This window comes from Candidatus Margulisiibacteriota bacterium (assembly GCA_041650855.1).
Lineage (GTDB): Bacteria > Margulisbacteria > WOR-1 > O2-12-FULL-45-9 > XYB2-FULL-48-7 > JALOPZ01.
In genome coordinates, this window is the sequence record JBAZKJ010000006.1 from 1 (window position 1) to 16,193 (window position 16,193).

The following is a 16,193-nucleotide window of genomic DNA, read 5'->3' on the forward strand; positions in this document are numbered from 1 at the left end:
CATTTTGGGCTTGTGCCGGCGGGTGAGCGGAAGATCGCCGGCGAGGGACGGCGGTTGCGGGGTGGCGGTCTCGGCTTTGACGCTCGCTGGGACAAAGGTTTGTTTGCCGGTTTGCCGCTGGGCTTATATTTGGGTTGGGAGCGGATCTCCGCGGCTGACGAAAAGAACCCCCATAATTTTTACGGCGGAGTGAACTTTGACCTGATGAAATTTATCGATCGGACCATTGGTTATCAGGATTTCTCCAAATACCTGGTCAACCGAGGGGATTAACCCGATCGCTTCAGGGTATAATTAAGCAAATGAGTTTAACTAACTGCCAGCTTTGCGGGCATCGCTGCGGGATTGACCGATTGGCCGGCCAGCGGGGACTCTGCGGAGCCGGCGCGAAAATTGAAATTTCTTCCTATTGCCTCCACCACGGCGAAGAACCGGTCATTTCCGGCGCCAAAGGATCGGGGACGATCTTTTTTACCCACTGCAGTTTGCGCTGTGTTTTTTGCCAGAATTACCAGATCAGTCAGGGGGCAAGTAAGCAGCAAGAAGTAAGCAGCGAAGAGCTTTCCGGCATTATGCTTCAACTGCAAAACCAGGGGGCGCACAATGTCAATTTGGTTTCACCGACCCATTATGGCCCGCAGATAGTTGAAGCCTTGAAGGAAGCTCGAGCCAATGGCCTCAAACTGCCGGTCGTTTGGAACTCCAGCGGCTATGACAGCTTAGAACTCTTAGAGGCGCTTGACGGCTTGGTCGACATTTATCTCCCTGATTTTAAATACGGCGACGACTCGGCCGCTTTGAAATACTCCGGCGCGAAAAATTATTTTGAGACCGCCAAGGCGGCAATCTTTGAAATGTTCCGGCAAGTCGGAGATTTAGCGCTTGCTGAAGACGGAATAGCGAGGCGGGGGTTGATCGTTCGTCATCTTGTTTTGCCCGGTGGACTGGCCGGAAGCCGGGCGGTCCTCGATTATTTGGCTCTTTCCCCTGATCTTTTCGTTAGCTTGATGGCGCAGTATAGTCCGCGTCACCGGGCGGCCGAATTTCCCGAATTGGCGACTTCTCTAACCGCCGCGGAATACAATGAGGTTGTCGCTTATGCCGAGAGGATTGGGCTGGATAATTTATTTATCCAGGACCCGCGGAGCAATGAGGCTTACCTGCCTGACTTTGAGAAAAAAGAACCATTTGGACAATAAGCCCCGCGCCTGTCTTGGCTCCGGCAGGGGGTTGATCCGGTACGCTTCCTCGCTGATTGAGTAAGCCAGTTTTAACCGCTTTGGCATTTTATAGCGGCTAAGAACGAAGTAAGGGGCTTGATGGTCGTAGAGGCGGGAGATCGGGGCCGACACCGCGTAACTTACTTGTTTCTTGTCTAAAGCTAACCGGAAGAGTGAGCGGGCCAGGGTTGAACTGGCGCCCCATTCATTGTCGACCGCGCTGACAAAAAAGACGATCTCCGGCGCGATCAGCGAACCGGGAACGAAAAAAGTGTATTTATTATTTTCCGGGGTGCCGGTGATCTTTTGCCATGATTTTCGCGTCCAACCGCTGACCTTCCCGGTCGCGTAGTATAACCGGACATTACTGGTTGGATAATCGCTGCTAACTTCCGCGGTGATAGTTACGCCGCCAGGGGCCAAGCCATAAAGCAAATTGACCTTCGGGAAATTTCTCCTCACTTTTAAATGGCGATCGAACCAGGTTCGGGCGACCGCGGCGGTCCCCGACGAGAATTGATGCCGGAGATTCGGGACCAGGTAAAATTGCTTGTCCATTTTTACCCGATCATAACTTTTCTGGAAAGTATGGAGATAATAACAATGGTCGTTGGTCCCGGTAATAAAAAGGATCGGCGACCGTTGGCTGGCCAGAAAATTGCTTGGATCGAGCAGTTTGTTCCAGTGGACTCTTTCCAGGTGGCTTTTTGACCGGAACTGCTCTTGCCAGGTGCACCCTTCGGGGATAAAGCCGGCGCCAAACACGTTGACCGCCGCTTTTAGCCGAGGTTCCTGGCCATTGGTCAGGAGGGTCAGAACCCCGCCCCAGGACAAGCCCATCATCCCGATTTTGTTCCGGTCGACTTCCGGTTGCTTGGAGAGAAAATCGATCCCGTTCCGGGCGGCCGCCACGGCGAACAATAAGTAATTGCTGGCGGGGTCGGCCGTGTTGAGTAAGTTCTTGACGTCCATGTCGGGGCCGGTCGAGCGCGACCGCCGGCGTTGTTTTCCTTTGCCCGGGAGGTCGATCACCAGGACCGCGTAACCATAGCGTGCCCAGCGGAGCGCGGTGTTAATATCGGCCGAGCCGCCGCCGCCGTGGGCAATAAGCAGGGCGGGGAGCGGGGTGAAATGTTCCGGGTAACAATAGTAACCAAAGATCCTGGTTGCCTGGCCGCTTTGCGGGCGGCCGGAATAGTAGACTTCTTTGACCCGGAGCCCCTTCACCGAGTACTGCTTGATCAAGCTGGCGCCGGTTTCGATCGAGGTCTGCTGCCATAGACTTTTAAACGACAGCGCTTCCGGGGAAGCCATCGCTGGGCAAGCAAGTAAAATCAGCAATAGTAATAAGAAAGAGCGCACGGAAGCTGATTTTACCTTATGTTGCGGAGGGGTGCAATTCTTTGTATACTGTAGAAATGAAGGATTTGCTGGTTATCGCCAAGAAAAAGTTTAAATCCCGGCTCCTGCTCGGGACCGGGAAGTTTTCTTCCCCCCAGGTGATGAAGAAAGCGCTTGAAGCTTCGGGGTCGGAGATCGTGACCGTCGCCTTGCGCCGGGTCGACCTGGAAAATCCCCGTGATCATATCCTAGGTTATATTAACCCCAAAAAATACCTGATCCTCCCGAATACCTCGGGAGCAAGAAGCGCCGACGAAGCGGTCCGGCTGGCAAGATTGGCGAAAGCTTTTGGCCTCCCGACTTGGGTCAAACTGGAAGTAACCCCTGATCCGCGTTTTCTGCTCCCTGATCCGATCGAGACCTTAAAGGCGGCCGAAATCCTGGTGAAGGAAGGGTTTAAAGTCCTTCCTTATATTAATGCCGATCCGGTCCTGGCTAAGCGGTTGGAAGAGGCGGGGTGCGTGACTGTTATGCCGCTTGGTTCGCCGATCGGCTCCGCCCAGGGGATACGGACCCGGGCGAACATTGAGATCATAATCCAACAGGCGAAAGTGCCGGTGGTCGTCGACGCCGGTCTGGGGAGTCCCGCCCACGCCGCCGAAGCGCTGGAGATGGGGGCGGCGGCGGTTTTGGTTAACACCGCAATCGCGGCGGCCGATGACCCGGTCGCGATGGCTGCGGCTTTTAAGTTGGGGGTGGCCGCGGGACGGCAGGCTTATTTGGCCGGAATGATCGGTGGCAGTCCTCTTGCCCGTGCTTCCAGCCCCTTGCATTTATGAACCGGCGGGAATTTGAACGGATCATCCGTGGAGAGATCGCGCTTCCGGACCTAATGGTCGCCGCCCGGCGGGAAACCCTGAAACACTTCGGCCGGACGATCCAACTTTACGCCCCGCTTTATCTCTCCAACGAATGCGTTAACAGTTGTATCTACTGCGGTTTTAACCGCCGCTCGAAGATCAAACGGGTGACCTTAACTTTAGAAGAAGCGTTACAGGAAGCTGATTGCGTCAGTCGGGAGGGCTTTGAGCATCTGCTGGTCCTGACCGGAGAATATCCAAGCAAAGCCCCGGTCAGTTACCTGCGCCAGATCATTACCGAATTAAAAAAGAAATTTACGTCGATCTCGATCGAGGTCTATCCAATGCAGACCGAAGAGTACCGCTCTTTGATCGAAGCGGGGGTCGACGGGCTGACGATCTATCAGGAAACGTACCATCGCCCGACGTACCAGGCGGTCCATCCGGACGGGCCGAAACGGGATTACGATTGGCGCTACGGCGCGCCGGCGAGAGCGGCTGAAGCCGGAATGAGAAAAGTCGGCCTTGGTTTTTTGCTCGGACTTTATGACTGGCGCGAAGAAGCGTTGAAACTGGCGGAGCACGTTTCCTCTCTCTTGAAAGATTATTGGCAAACCCAGCTGCAGATCAGTTTTCCCCGGATCAATCCGGCGGAAACGAACTATCAGGTGAAATACCCTGTTTCCGACGCTGATTTCCTTCGTTTGATCTGCGCTTTGCGGTTGCTCTTTCCCGAGATCGGCTTTACTTTATCGACCAGGGAAAAGGCCGCTTTCCGCGACCAGATCTTTCAATTCGGCATGACCCAGATGAGCGCCGGTTCCAAGACCGCTCCGGGCGGCTACGCGCTCGACGCTCAAAGCGGCAAGCAATTTGATATTTCCGATGAACGGACCCCGCAAGAGGTGGTCGCGGCCTTGCGGGCGGCCGGGTATGAGCCGGTCTGGAAGGATTGGGAGAGGATCCTGGGATGATTAAAATTATTGTTAACGGCCGGGAATGGCAGGTACCGGCCGACGCGTCGATCGCCGATCTGCTCGGGAAATTCAAAGTCCCGCCCCGGGCCTGCGCGGTCGAGCTTAACGGCCGGATCGTTAAACGGGATAAGTTCCAGAAAACCAGCCTGAAAGAGCAGGCTGTCGTTGAGATAATCCGGATGATGGGCGGCGGCTAACGCCGGTTTAATTGGGGGCCAATTGATCGAAAAGGCTGGTGACCCGGAGCGTTTCCGGCGGCAGACTGCTTCGTCCGCCGTTCCGTAGAGCGGCCAGGGTCGTATTGAATAGTCTAACGCTTTGGTAGACCTGGTCGGTTATAATTCTTCCTGCTTCACTTCCCGGGCTGGTGATGGAAAGCGAGATCGCCATTCTCAAGCCATTAAGATCGATCAGCCCGAAGAGTTCGGTTTGCAGAAAACCGGCTAACGATCGGATCTCGGCTATATCCTCGGAGGAGAGGTTGCCGGTCAGTTCCGTTGCTTTCTGCCGATTATTGAAGAGAACGGTTAACTGGTCCAGATCGAACTGGTCATTATTCTGCTCGCTGATCGTTTTGAGCGTTTGCCTGATCAGCTTGAATTTTTCAAGGTACTCATCCAGAGTCTTGCGATCATCATCTTCAAAGCGATAATCGTTTTCGGCAATAAAGCTTAAAGTGCCGGTAAAGCCGCAAAGAATATTATTAAGATAGTGAGTAAAGGAACCGAGAAAGGCGAGGCGAGGGCCCTCGGTCTTGGGCTCGATCTCTTTCCGGTAGAGACTGAACAGGGTCAGGTTATCTTTGTCCCGGCTGGCCGGATCAAGCAGGAAGGCCTGGTTGAGATCGGCTATTTGCTGGAGGAGCGCTTCGATCGGCTGGACCGCTTCCCGCCTGGCGGAAGGATTGGCGGCGACGGCGGCGAAGACTAGTGGGTCGACCAGGTGTTGTTCCGGCAGGAGCTTGGCTGCCTTTTCCTGATAGACCGAACTGATGACCGCCAGTTTATAACGTTCGTCTTTCGGCAGATTATCCCACTGCAAATAATTTTCCCTGATCTCTTCGGGGAGTGGGAGCGTCTCGATCTTTTTGTCGGCCAGGTTCGCCGGCGCGAATTGATCGTAAAAGGTTTGGAATGAGGCGAGATAACGGCCGAACTCGGCGAATTGTTCATTGGCTGCCGCCAGATACCCGGGGTTACCACTCCTGACATAAGTTTCGAGGCAGAGCGAGATCTTGGCCAGGTAATTGTTGGTCTTATGGGCGACCAGCTGATAGTAGGCGAAATATGCGGTCGGCGCTGGGGCGGGGTCGGAGGGTTTAGTTATTCCGGCTCCGTTATTCCCCTGGATGATCGAGGCCATAGTATTGCGGATCGCGTCCAGGTGTGCCCCTTTGACGATCCAATGGATATTATCGACTTGCAAAGCCTGAACGGTCTCGGTTGCCGGCCGCGCCTCACCGCTGAAGATTGCCAGAAACGGCGGGTTAATGTTCTTGCCCCGGCAGGTAGCTACGATTTGGCGTAAAAGTTGATCGCCGCGCCAGGGGCCCATGTCTTGATCGGAAATGATCAGGGTTGGTTCGATCTTGCCGTCACGGAAGTCGGCCAGCAGTTGGGCCGGGTCATTGTAAGTGACGATATTCTCTTTCGGGATGCCGAGTGGGGCGAGAAAGCCCGGGAAATGATCGAGGTTCCCTTGCTGATCGTCAACGTAGACAACCCTGACCTTTTTGGGTTGGAGGAGCGCTTGCGTTGGATCGGACGGGACCGGCGTTGTGGGGCCTTTTTTGGCGATCCAGGGGATCGTTAAAATAAATTCCGAACCATGATCTTCCAGGGCAACGCTGCTTTTAACGGCGACCCTGCCGCCGCTTTCAGTTATAACCTGCTCGACCTGGACCAAGCCAAACCCGGTCCCGGCCGTTCCCTTGGTCGTCATCCCCGGTTGGAATAGTTTATTTTGAAAATCGTCCGGGATCCCGCAGCCGGTATCTTTGACCGACATCCTGACTGTTTCCCCTTCACGCCGGGCGGAGACAACGATCGTTTTGGGGGTGAGATCGAGCCCGGAAAAAGCGTCAATTGAGTTAAGGATCAGGTTGGAAAGGACCGCTCCAAGTTTGAACTGAGGGATCGCGATGGCGTCGCGGCCTTCCAGCCCGTCCAGCTTAGCGACCAGGGTGATCCCTTTCTTCTTGGCCATGATCTGGAAATTAGGCAGGATCGTTTCCAGAAAACTTTTTATCGCGACGCTCCCGTTCCCCTGGCTGGCCAGGAGCAGCATCCCCCGGACCGCTTCCTCGGCTTCGCCGAGCATTTGTTGGGTGTTTTCGAAAGAAGCCCGCAGCTGATCGGCCCGTTTGACGAGCGCGTCGAACTCTTCCGCTTTAGGGCTGATCCCGCACCTTAGGGCCCGTGCCGTGACATCGAGTTCGACTAGACAGTCGCGGAAGGCGCGGTGATTGTTCTCGTTCATGACCGCTCCCCGCAGTAAAATATTTTTAACGTCGTGGGTCATGACCGCCGCCACGACCTCCATGGCGCGCCGCCGTTCTTCATCAAGTTGCAGTTGCTGCATCTCTTCTAATTTTTGGGCGTAAGCTCGGGCTTCCTTGGCCGAACTTTCGGCCGCGCCGACCGCCGCCCTGAGCTCTCTCCGGATCATGATGTCCTGAAGGCGGTGAGCGGCGTTATTGGCGAAGAATTCAGCCAGCCGGCGGTCTTCCTCCAGGAAAGGCCCTTCTTTAACGATCGCCAGAAGACCGATCTTCTTGGTGTCCCCGCTGATCGGGTCGATCACTTTGAGGGGGACGGTCAGTAGCGGGCAGGTCCGCTGGTTGGTCAAGTCGCGCTCGCCCGGCCAAGCGACCTGGAGGCTGTCCATGAAGGCTTGCATTTTACGGTTGCCGGCATAGTCACTTGGCTCGACCCCGACGAAACTGGTGCAAACGACCACATGTTCCGGATAAGTGATATTTCTAACCTTTAGTCCTTCCTCCAGAAAGGCCTGAACATGGGGGTTCTGACTATCTTCATGCACCGGGATCCGGAAACCGCCTAATTCTCGCCGGATGATCCGCTGGCCCACTTTGATGATTGTGCTGGGGAGGGCGACAGCGGTTGGGACCAAGTACCTTTTACCTTCAAACTCTTCGTAGAGCATGAGGGTAGGATTCCCCCCCGGCCAGAAAACCTGGGCGGTGTTGACGATTGTCATGGCCGCTTCAGAGATGTTGTCGCTTAAGTTGTTAAGGAAGGCCATGATTGTTTGGTATTTGACTTGCAGCGCGTGAACCAGCTGGGTTTCCAGATTGCTTTCGATTGCCGCTTCAAAGATCGTTTGTTCCAGTTGGGGGGACCGCTCGCCCAGCTTATTAACGCTTTCCCCATACTGTTCAAGCGCTCGAGCGAGATTTAATCGGCCATTTGGTAAGCCGCGAGCCGGATTTAAGCCGTAAGTATCACGGATCCTCCTTAAAAAAACATCTATATTGCGAAGCCTGGTCAGTAAGCCCGCTTGTTTTAAAGCAAGGGTGGCCGAGCTTATTTTGTCAGTCGGCAACTCAAATTCATTCCCTTTTTCGTCGGACAGGCCGAGGACTAAACCCCGGCGCGCGAATTGCCTGGCGATCTTTTTGATCTCGCCGATCCGGCCCCATTCTTTAGCGATCAATTTGGTTTCGCTGATCGGCAGCTGGCTGACCAGGATTTCGGCCGAGAGATGCGGCGGGAGAGCGGGCCGGGAACCAGGGGTGGGGGAGTAGACCAGGCTTTGCAGATATTGATTGATCAAGTCCGCTTCTTTAAGCACTCCGGCCCGGTGCAAGGTCAGGCCGGTTAGGCTTAAATATGAAGGGGAAAGGGGCCTTTCCAGTCCGGCCTGGTCGCGGAGCTTGACCTGGCGATTATTCAACGCCAAACGGCGGAGGGCGGCATTCATTTGGCCGATTTGCCGGAACTGTCTGATATATGTTGTTATTGGATTAGTTCTATCCATAGGTAATACTGGCTATTTGTCGTCAGCTACTGACATTAATTTCAATCTATTTGTCGTTGAGAAAAAAGGGGGTATACCTGATCAAGAGATGGTATAATTTACTTTAAGCGATCGCTGAGGAAGGAGCCGGAATATTGAGAGAATTATTGACCTTAGCCGACCTGCAACGCTTGAGCTGGAAAGAAATCTGCCTATTACAGGAGCGGAAGTTTGCCGCGGCCGCCCGTCATTTGCTGCCCCAGACCGCGATCTATCGTGAATTGTTCAGCCGTCATCAGGTCGATCCCAAAAAAATATCCCGGGTCGAAGATTGGAAAAAACTCGGTCTTCCTTTAATAAAGAAGCGTCTTTTTCTGGACCGTAGCCGGGACTTCCTGGTCAGGCCGGAAGGGAAAAAGGAAGAAGTTTTTCTGACTTACCTCAAATACGCGAAAACAATCGATAAAGTCGCGGCTTTCAGCCTTTCATTAAAAGCGATACTGTCGGTCTTTCGCCGCCAGTGGCGCGATCAGTTGACCCGGGAGGTCCGGCAATTCTTTGTGCCGAAAATGCCGGCTTTTTCCGGCGGTACGGAAACGGGCCGGCCAATACCGGTCTTGCTGACCGCCAGGCAAAAAGCGGCGATGCTGCCGAACGCGGCCGATATTTCCGCTTACCTGGTCGTGACCCGCCATTTTAACGATGACCGGAACCTGGTCGCGATGAACCTTTTCCCTTACGCTCCCCATATCGCTTGGCAGATCATCAATTTATGCGCTGAGCTGCGGACCGACTTAAATCTTTGCACCGCATCCGGTGGATACTTGGGAACGGAACGGCTGGTCGGGATCGCCAAGGCCTCGGCGCCGAACGTTTATTCCGGAATGGTCGAATATCTGACCAACACTTTCCTTCCTCAGGCGCGCGCCGCCGACGTCAAGCTCGGCGATCGGGTCGTTTTTTTGAATGGGGCGACCAAGCTGCTGGAGGTCCAGCGGGAAAAGGTCAAAGAACAGTTCCGCGGCTTAGGCGCAAAGGATGTTTTCGCTCTCGATGGTTATGGCGCTTCGGAATTAAAAGCCCTCTCTTTTGCCGAATGCGAAGAAGGTTCGGGGCTCCATCAGACCGCGCCGTTGACGACGATCGTCAGGACCGTCAAAGTTGGGCGGGTCGATCCGGAGTCGGATTATATTTATGATTGGGAATTTACCGCTGAAGGCGAGGGGGGCTACGCCGCGATCTGGAATATTGATGGGGCGGGGACCCTGCTGGAAGGCTTTTTCCTGGGGGATCATTTTGAGCGGACCGCGACCGGTCGCTGTCCGCATTGCGGCTTGGATACCATCCGGCTCTACAATATCAATCGGATTACTGACCTGGAGACCGAGATCCGGCTCCTTGGTTTCGATGAGGAAAAGATCAGCGGTAACAAGGTTAATCTGGTCGCTCTCCGGGAAAAACTGCTCCATTTACCGGGAATGGTTGAGGCGCAGATCGTCGTGGGAAAAAACAACTACGGTTTGTCGGTCAAGTACGTGAGCGAAACCGGTGGGCCGGACGAGTTGGCGGAAGAGATCCGGGAAGTCTTTCATAGTTATTGCGAGGTTCAGCCGCACCAGATCGAGAAGCTGTCGTTAACCGAGCTGATAAATACCGGCGATAAATTAAAATACAGTGGAATAGTGAGGTCGTAAAAAATGGATTATATCGAAAAGTTGCTGGAAAAAATTAGGGCATTGGGCCTCTATCCCAGGATCCGAAAGGTCTCTTCGGCCGCCCGGCCGCTGGTAACGGTTGATGGGCGAGAAGTTCTTTCGTTCTGTTCCAATAATTATTTGGGCCTGGCGACCGATCCCGGCGTGATCGCCGCCTCGATCGAAGGGACGAAAAAATACGGGACCAGCTGCGGCGGCTCCCGCCTGATCTCCGGAAATATCGAACTGCAGGAAGAGCTGGAAGCGGAGCTGGCCGGCTTAAAAGGGGTTGAGGCGGTCATTACTTTTATGACCGGTTACATGGCGAACACCGGGGTGATCCCAATGTTGATGGAGGGGATCGATTTCCCCGGCTTGCCGTCGATCAAGCCGGAAAACAGCCTGATCGTCAGCGACCAGTTAAACCACGCCAGCATTATCGACGCTTGCCGGTTGACCAAAACACCCCGGGCGATCTACCGCCACAAGGACTTGGCCGACCTGGAAAAGATCCTGGGGGAGAACCAGAAAAAGCGGAAGCTGATCGTGACCGATGGGGTCTTCAGTATGGATGGGGATATTGCCCCTTTGCCGGGGATCGTGGCCCTGGCGAAAAAATACCAAGCGATGGTCATGGTCGACGACGCCCACGCGACCGGGACGCTGGGGGAAAACGGCGGCGGGACGATCGAACACTTTAATTTGCGCGGCCAGGTTGACGTCGTGATGGGGACCTGCAGTAAATCGCTCGGCGGGGTCGGTGGTTTTATCGCCGGGTCGGTGGCCCTGGTTGATTTTCTCCGGATCAGGGCCCGTTCCTATATTTTTTCTTCCGCTCTCCCACCGGGGACGGCGGCCGGTTTGATCGCGGCCGCTAAAGCGATCCGCTCCCGGCCGGAGCTCCGCCGGGCGTTGTGGGTCAATGTCGACCGGATGAAAGCCGGCCTGAAACGGCTCGGCTTTGATACTTTAGGGAGCGAAACGCAGATCATTCCGATCGCGATCGGCGGGGAAGAAAAAGCGATCAAAATGGCCGACCGTTTGTTCGACCAGGGGATCTTTCTCCCTTGCGTCCGCTGGCCGGCCGTCCCGCAGGGCCAAAGCCGCTTACGCTGTACCGTTATGGCAACCCACACCGCGGAACAGATCGACCGGGCGCTCGAAATCCTGGGGGAGACTGGGCGGGAACTCGGTTTGCGATGATCATTGATACCCACGTCCATTTGGGGAATATCTATGGTTTTCCCGGAGATGTCCCTATGGCGACGCGGGACGAGGGGAGCCGCCATCCCAACAAAGCTAACCTTTATGAGCGGCTGGGGTTTGGCAATATTTATTTAGGCCGGTTAAATTATTTGTTTAAGCCGCTGATCGTTGACTCGGCTAAAGGGACGACTCGCTTCGCTAACCTGCCGAACCTGCTCGATTCCTTGAAACTGGCGGGAGTGGATAAAGCGGTAATCCTGCCGATCGAACCATTTGTGACGACGGAGAGCGTCCTGGCGCTATGCGAAGATTGCGCTGAACTGATCCCTTTCTGTTCGGTCCATCCCCGGGACCCGGAGAAAAAGCGGAAGCTGGCCGATTATGTCGCGCGGGGGTGCAAAGGGCTCAAGATCCACCCGGTCATCCAGAAAGTCCATCCGGCCGATCCGGCTTTGCTGGAACTGATCGAAGAAGCGGCTGGACTGGCCCTGCCGGTCTTACTCCATGTCGGCTGGGGAGCGCTCTGGCAAAGCGAGTTTGGCTTTGTCGATAATTATCGGCGGATCATCGAATCGTTCCCCAAAGTCCAGTTTGTTTTTGCCCACCTCGGCTTTTACCAGCCGTATCGCCTGATGGAATTGGTCGCGAAGCATGAGAACGTCTCTTGCGACCTGAGCTGGCAGCCGCTGGGGATCGTCAAAGCGGCGATCGACCGGTTGGGGGACGAGCGATTAATGTACGGGTCGGATTGGCCTTACAGCCTGCAAGCGACCCCACTAAAGATCATCGAACGGGCGGTTGGCGGCAATGATCTTCGGCGGGAACGGCTCCTTCATCAGAATGCCGAACGATTATTTATGTTATAATTTAAATCATGGCTAAATATACCGCTCCCCGAGGGACCAAGGACATTTTACCGGTTGAAGTCGGCCTCTGGCAATTTATCGAAGATAATTGCCGCGATATCTTCTTCCTCTATAATTACCAGGAGATCCGGACCCCGGTTTTCGAGTCGACCGATCTTTTTGCTCGTTCGATCGGCAGCACGACCGACATCGTCAAAAAAGAGATGTATACCTTTGAGGACCGCAAAGGGCGGAGCCTGACCCTGCGGCCGGAAGCGACCGCCGCGGTCGTCCGGGCGGGGCTGGAAAACAACCTGATCGCGCCCGACAGCTTCACCAAGCTTTTTTATATCGGTCCGATGTTCCGCTACGAACGTCCGCAAGCCGGGCGCCAGCGCCAGTTCCATCAGGCGGGGGTGGAAGTGTTTGGTTCGGCCGATCCGCTCCTCGACGCCGAAGTGATCGTCATGGCGGTGAAGCTTTTTGATTCGTTCGGCTTAAAAGAACTGCGGGTCGACCTCAATTCGGTCGGCTGTAAAAAATGCCAACCTGGTTACCGGCAGGCGGTCCAGGATTATTTCCGGCCGAAGATCGGCGAGATGTGCGCCGACTGCCGGGAACGCCTGGAGAGCAACCCGCTCCGGATCCTCGACTGCAAAGAACCAAGTTGTCAGCCCTTTTTGGCCAACGCTCCGGCCTCGGCCCAGCATCTTTGCGAAGAGTGTGACCTCCACTTTAAGAAACTCCTCAGTTATCTAGATAACGCCAAAGTTAAATATCAAATCAATGACCGGCTCGTCCGCGGGCTGGATTACTATACCAAGACCGCTTTTGAAGTCGTTTCCAGCCAACTCGGTTCCCAGAACGCCGTTTGCGGCGGTGGCCGATACGATAATTTAGTGGAAGAGCTGGGGGGAAAGGCGACCCCGGCAATTGGTTTTGCCATTGGACTGGAAAGGGTGGTTGAAGTTCTGAAGCAGGCAAAATTAGCGGGGCACGATTCCCGTGGTTTGCTCCTTTATTTCGCGACGATCGGCGAACCGGCCAAGAAAGTCGCCTTTGACCTCTTGAACAAAGGGCGGGAACTTGGGATACCTTCGGACATGGATTACACCGGCAAATCGCTTAAGGCGCAGATGAAAGCGGCCGACCGGCTTAAAAGCCAATATGTTTACATCATCGGCGACGATGAAGTTGCCAAAGGGGCGGCTGTTTTGAAGAACATGGAGACTTCGGAAGAACGCGAAGTCACTTTTGAAAATGTTTTATACCAGCCTTTTGGTTTGGAAGGGGTAAAGGAAGAATCATCTTGCGGCGGATGCGGCGGCGGATGCGGCGGCGGATGCAGTTGCGGCGACAGTTGCGATGAATGAAAGAAGCTTTATTCTATAAAAAGCTAGAAGCCCAGAAGGTCCAGTGCGAACTCTGCCCTCATAATTGCCTGATCGTTCAAGGGGGGCGGGGAGTTTGCGGCGTCAGGGAAAACCGCCAGGGAATCCTTTACAGCTTGGTCTACGGCAAAATAATTTCCGCCCAGGTCGACCCGATCGAAAAAAAACCGCTTTTCCATTTTCTTCCCGGCTCAACTTCTTGTTCGGTCGCCACGGTAGGCTGTAACTTCCGCTGTGATTTCTGCCAGAATTACGGGATCTCCCAGGCGCCGCGCGAAAAAAAGCCGATCGTCGGCCAGGAAACATCGCCCGAAGAAGTGGTCGCGACCGCGGTGGCGCAAGGGTGCCAGAGCATTTCTTACACCTATACCGAGCCGACGATCTTTTTTGAGTTTGCCTACGACTGCGCCAGGCTGGCGAAGGCCAAGGGGATCCGCAATATTTTTGTCACCAACGGTTTTACTAATCCGGCCCCAATAGAGCTGATCGCCCCGTATCTTGACGCCGCCAATGTCGATCTCAAATCGTTCCGCGACGATTATTATAAAAAGATCTGCGGCGGACGATTAACGCCGGTTCTGGACACTTTAAGGCTCATGAAAAAGCTCCGGATCTGGGTTGAGATCACGACCTTGCTCATTCCCGGTTTGAACGATTCCGACCAGGAGCTAAAAGAGCTGGCCGCTTTCATTAAGAATGAACTAGGGGAGGAGACCCCCTGGCATCTTTCCGCTTTTTTCCCGACTTATAAGATGCTCGATAAGCCGCCGACGCCGGAAGCGACCTTGCGCCGGGCGCGCGAGATCGGGCTGGCCGCGGGGTTGAAATACGTTTATACCGGCAATTTGCCGGTTCAGGGGGCGGAAGATACCTATTGTCCGCAGTGCGGTCAGCCGCTGATCACCCGGGCCGGTTTTCTGGTCCTCTCGAATTTGATCGACGGCGAGGGGGTTTGTCCGAAATGCGCTCGGCCGATCGCTGGGGTTTGGCGCTAGCCTTTTTGCGCGGCGTAAAGATTGTCGAACTCGATCTCTTCTCCAATGTTGAAAGTTGCCAATCGCGAAATGCTTCCCAGCCAGGATCTGGTTAAATCGGCCTCGGAGAGAAATTCGGTCTGGGTTAAAAACCAGCCTCCGGGTTTTAAAGCCCGAATGATTTCACGCTTGACGGTAGTTTGAAAATCTTCAGTGTATTTTTCGCGTAAATGATTGAGGCGGTCGATCAAACTGATATAGCTATGATCCAGGAAGTGGGAACTGACAATTAAATCAAGAGAACCATCAGGAAAAGGAAGCGCTCTGGCATCGGCCTCTTTTACCGGCGCGCCGATTTTCTGGGCGTAGGTTACGGCGTAAGGGTCGCTATCAAGACCGAAAAAACCAGTCAAGCCGAGTGCCCCCTTTAAAAACAAGGGATAAAATCCCCAGTTGCTGGCTAGTTGGATGCCGATAGGTTTTTGGTCCTGAAAGACCAGCCGCCGGGCCATTTCAATCGGGCCAAAAGACTGGAAAGAAAAATCATAATTTGTTGGAGCAGCCAACTGCAGCATTATCTGCGCTTGAGTTAATTGCTTAACTATGTCTGACTGTTCTTCCGTGATCATTTCTCTAATGATCGAGAGCTTGTCGTCATGATATATTTTTAGGGCTGAAGATGAAGGAAAGCCTTGCGCTTGAGCGATCCGATCGGCCGTTTCCCGGCAGAATTCTTTCGGACGAAAGGTTTGGAGGTCCTTTATCGCCGCGGCAAAAGCTGGCCGGCAAAGTTCCGGCCCGTAATTGATTCTTTGGACTTTCATGCAGTATTATCGTGAAAAACCGGCGGTTATTTCAGTCGTTTAGGGGTGTCCCGACCCCTTAAAGCCCGACAGGCGGAAGAACTTATAGTTATTGGTGATGTAATCCTCGATCAAATAAAGTTTTAAGCCTTTTAATTCCGTGACTTTGGCGAATATTTGTTCCGCCGCCGTTTTGAATTCTTTGGTCTCTTCCCCGTAGTAAACGACGGTTTCCCCTTTTTTCAGGTTAGGGACCCCCCAAAGTTCATATTGTTTCTCTCCCCAGAGCGGGCCTGGCTTGAGAAAACCGGTCGCCATGTAAGTCTGGCGCCCCAGGTAAAACTCAAGCAAGGATGAAGAGACGTTGGTCCGGGCAAAGACCTTCTCTCCCGGCAGGGCGGCGGCGAGCTCCTTGTTCCTGGCGTAATCCTTTTGGTGGAGCAGGACCCCCGGCGACACAAAGAGAAGAATGGCCATGATCAACACGGTGAACAAGCTGATCCAAAGAGTAAACTTTTTCAATGATTTGCCAGATTCATCGAGATAGGCAACGGTCAAAGGCAAAGCGGCCAGGTAGCCGATCGACGGCCAGTGGGCCCAGACCTTGACCTTGAAGGAAAGGAGGAAGAAAACGAGCAAGACCGGAAAAGAGAAAGCGAAAAGCAAGCGTGAGTAATCGTTCTTCTTCAAGGCGTAGCCGAAGACCGGGACCAACGTGAAGATAAGGAATGGGGTGAAATGGACCAGCTGGTCGCCGATAAAAGCGAGAGTGTTGGTTCCCCAGGCTTCGCTTCCGACTTTAGCGCCGTGAAAAGTGAACGAGAGCCAGTTAAGCTGGCTGTTCCAGATCAGGACCGGCAGGAAAAGGCCAAGGCTAAGGCCAAGGGCGAGGTAAAGCTCTTTT

Annotated in this window: 14 protein-coding genes; 10 read left to right on the forward strand and 4 right to left on the reverse strand. The window is 54.2% G+C overall.

Annotated features, from left to right (window positions below):
* Both WC529_08945 and WC529_08950 read left to right on the forward strand, forming a co-directional pair.
* The coding region (locus WC529_08945; GenBank protein MFA5114395.1) for a hypothetical protein at nt 1-273 on the forward strand (273 nt) is incomplete at its 5' end.
* 29 nt (nt 274-302) lie between these two features.
* Complete coding sequence (locus tag WC529_08950) at nt 303-1,199, forward strand: radical SAM protein (GenBank protein MFA5114396.1); 897 nt, start codon at nt 303-305, stop codon at nt 1,197-1,199.
* Here the strand turns inward: WC529_08950 and WC529_08955 are convergent.
* Nucleotides 1,125-2,534, reverse strand: coding sequence for an acetylxylan esterase (locus WC529_08955; protein ID MFA5114397.1), 1,410 nt, complete (start codon nt 2,532-2,534; stop codon nt 1,125-1,127). The genes WC529_08950 and WC529_08955 overlap by 75 nt on opposite strands.
* A 104-nt stretch (nt 2,535-2,638) precedes the next feature.
* Between WC529_08955 and WC529_08960 the strand changes: the two genes are divergently transcribed.
* From WC529_08960 to thiS, 3 genes are read left to right on the forward strand one after another with little or no spacing between them, the layout of a single operon-like run.
* The gene (locus WC529_08960; GenBank protein ID MFA5114398.1) at nt 2,639-3,400 is read left to right on the forward strand and encodes a thiazole synthase; all 762 of its coding nucleotides are present in this window, start codon (nt 2,639-2,641) and stop codon (nt 3,398-3,400) included.
* Complete coding sequence (gene thiH, locus WC529_08965) at nt 3,397-4,395, forward strand: 2-iminoacetate synthase ThiH (protein ID MFA5114399.1); 999 nt, start codon at nt 3,397-3,399, stop codon at nt 4,393-4,395. Before WC529_08960 ends, thiH begins: the two co-directional genes overlap by 4 nt.
* Nucleotides 4,392-4,595: a sulfur carrier protein ThiS gene (gene thiS, locus WC529_08970; GenBank protein ID MFA5114400.1), complete on the forward strand. Its 204-nt coding sequence runs from the start codon at nt 4,392-4,394 to the stop codon at nt 4,593-4,595. Before thiH ends, thiS begins: the two co-directional genes overlap by 4 nt.
* 7 nt (nt 4,596-4,602) lie before the next feature.
* Here the strand turns inward: thiS and WC529_08975 are convergent, their stop codons facing one another.
* Nucleotides 4,603-8,340 (reverse strand): ATP-binding protein, encoded by a 3,738-nt coding sequence (locus WC529_08975; protein ID MFA5114401.1) that lies wholly within the window; start codon nt 8,338-8,340, stop codon nt 4,603-4,605.
* A 203-nt stretch (nt 8,341-8,543) separates the two neighbouring features.
* Between WC529_08975 and WC529_08980 the strand changes: the two genes are divergently transcribed.
* Genes WC529_08980 through amrS form a run of 5 tightly spaced genes read left to right on the forward strand, consistent with a single transcriptional unit; the run spans nt 8,544 to nt 14,507 of the window.
* Nucleotides 8,544-10,070: a hypothetical protein gene (locus tag WC529_08980; GenBank protein ID MFA5114402.1), complete on the forward strand. Its 1,527-nt coding sequence runs from the start codon at nt 8,544-8,546 to the stop codon at nt 10,068-10,070.
* 3 nt (nt 10,071-10,073) lie between these two features.
* Nucleotides 10,074-11,273: an 8-amino-7-oxononanoate synthase gene (gene bioF, locus WC529_08985; GenBank protein MFA5114403.1), complete on the forward strand. Its 1,200-nt coding sequence runs from the start codon at nt 10,074-10,076 to the stop codon at nt 11,271-11,273.
* A complete protein-coding gene (locus tag WC529_08990; protein ID MFA5114404.1) occupies nt 11,270-12,142 on the forward strand; it encodes an amidohydrolase family protein in 873 nt (290 codons plus the stop codon). Before bioF ends, WC529_08990 begins: the two co-directional genes overlap by 4 nt.
* An 8-nt stretch (nt 12,143-12,150) precedes the next feature.
* Entirely contained in the window at nt 12,151-13,494 is a 1,344-nt protein-coding gene (gene hisS / locus WC529_08995; protein MFA5114405.1) for a histidine--tRNA ligase, read from the forward strand.
* Entirely contained in the window at nt 13,491-14,507 is a 1,017-nt protein-coding gene (amrS, locus tag WC529_09000; protein MFA5114406.1) for an AmmeMemoRadiSam system radical SAM enzyme, read from the forward strand. The genes hisS and amrS overlap by 4 nt, the downstream gene beginning before the upstream one ends.
* Here the strand turns inward: amrS and WC529_09005 are convergent.
* Both WC529_09005 and WC529_09010 read right to left on the reverse strand, forming a co-directional pair.
* Nucleotides 14,504-15,310, reverse strand: a complete 807-nt coding sequence (locus WC529_09005; protein ID MFA5114407.1) for a class I SAM-dependent methyltransferase — start codon at nt 15,308-15,310, stop codon at nt 14,504-14,506. The genes amrS and WC529_09005 overlap by 4 nt on opposite strands.
* Before the next feature lie 39 nt (nt 15,311-15,349).
* A partial coding sequence (locus WC529_09010; protein ID MFA5114408.1) for a hypothetical protein occupies nt 15,350-16,193 on the reverse strand: 844 nt, incomplete at its 5' end.

Excerpts from the sequence above, each read along its gene's own strand:
- WC529_08975 (MFA5114401.1), bottom strand. The coding sequence starts at position 8,340 with ATGAATGCCGCCCTCCGCCGTTTGGCGTTGAATAATCGCCAGGTCAAG.
- WC529_08990 (MFA5114404.1), top strand. The coding sequence starts at position 11,270 with ATGATCATTGATACCCACGTCCATTTGGGGAATATCTATGGTTTTCCC.
- WC529_09005 (MFA5114407.1), bottom strand. The coding sequence starts at position 15,310 with ATGAAAGTCCAAAGAATCAATTACGGGCCGGAACTTTGCCGGCCAGCT.
- hisS (MFA5114405.1), top strand. The coding sequence starts at position 12,151 with ATGGCTAAATATACCGCTCCCCGAGGGACCAAGGACATTTTACCGGTT.
- thiH (MFA5114399.1), top strand. The coding sequence starts at position 3,397 with ATGAACCGGCGGGAATTTGAACGGATCATCCGTGGAGAGATCGCGCTT.
- bioF (MFA5114403.1), top strand. The coding sequence starts at position 10,074 with ATGGATTATATCGAAAAGTTGCTGGAAAAAATTAGGGCATTGGGCCTC.
- WC529_08960 (MFA5114398.1), top strand. The coding sequence starts at position 2,639 with ATGAAGGATTTGCTGGTTATCGCCAAGAAAAAGTTTAAATCCCGGCTC.
- WC529_08950 (MFA5114396.1), top strand. The coding sequence starts at position 303 with ATGAGTTTAACTAACTGCCAGCTTTGCGGGCATCGCTGCGGGATTGAC.
- WC529_08955 (MFA5114397.1), bottom strand. The coding sequence starts at position 2,534 with ATGGCTTCCCCGGAAGCGCTGTCGTTTAAAAGTCTATGGCAGCAGACC.
- amrS (MFA5114406.1), top strand. The coding sequence starts at position 13,491 with ATGAAAGAAGCTTTATTCTATAAAAAGCTAGAAGCCCAGAAGGTCCAG.
- thiS (MFA5114400.1), top strand. The coding sequence starts at position 4,392 with ATGATTAAAATTATTGTTAACGGCCGGGAATGGCAGGTACCGGCCGAC.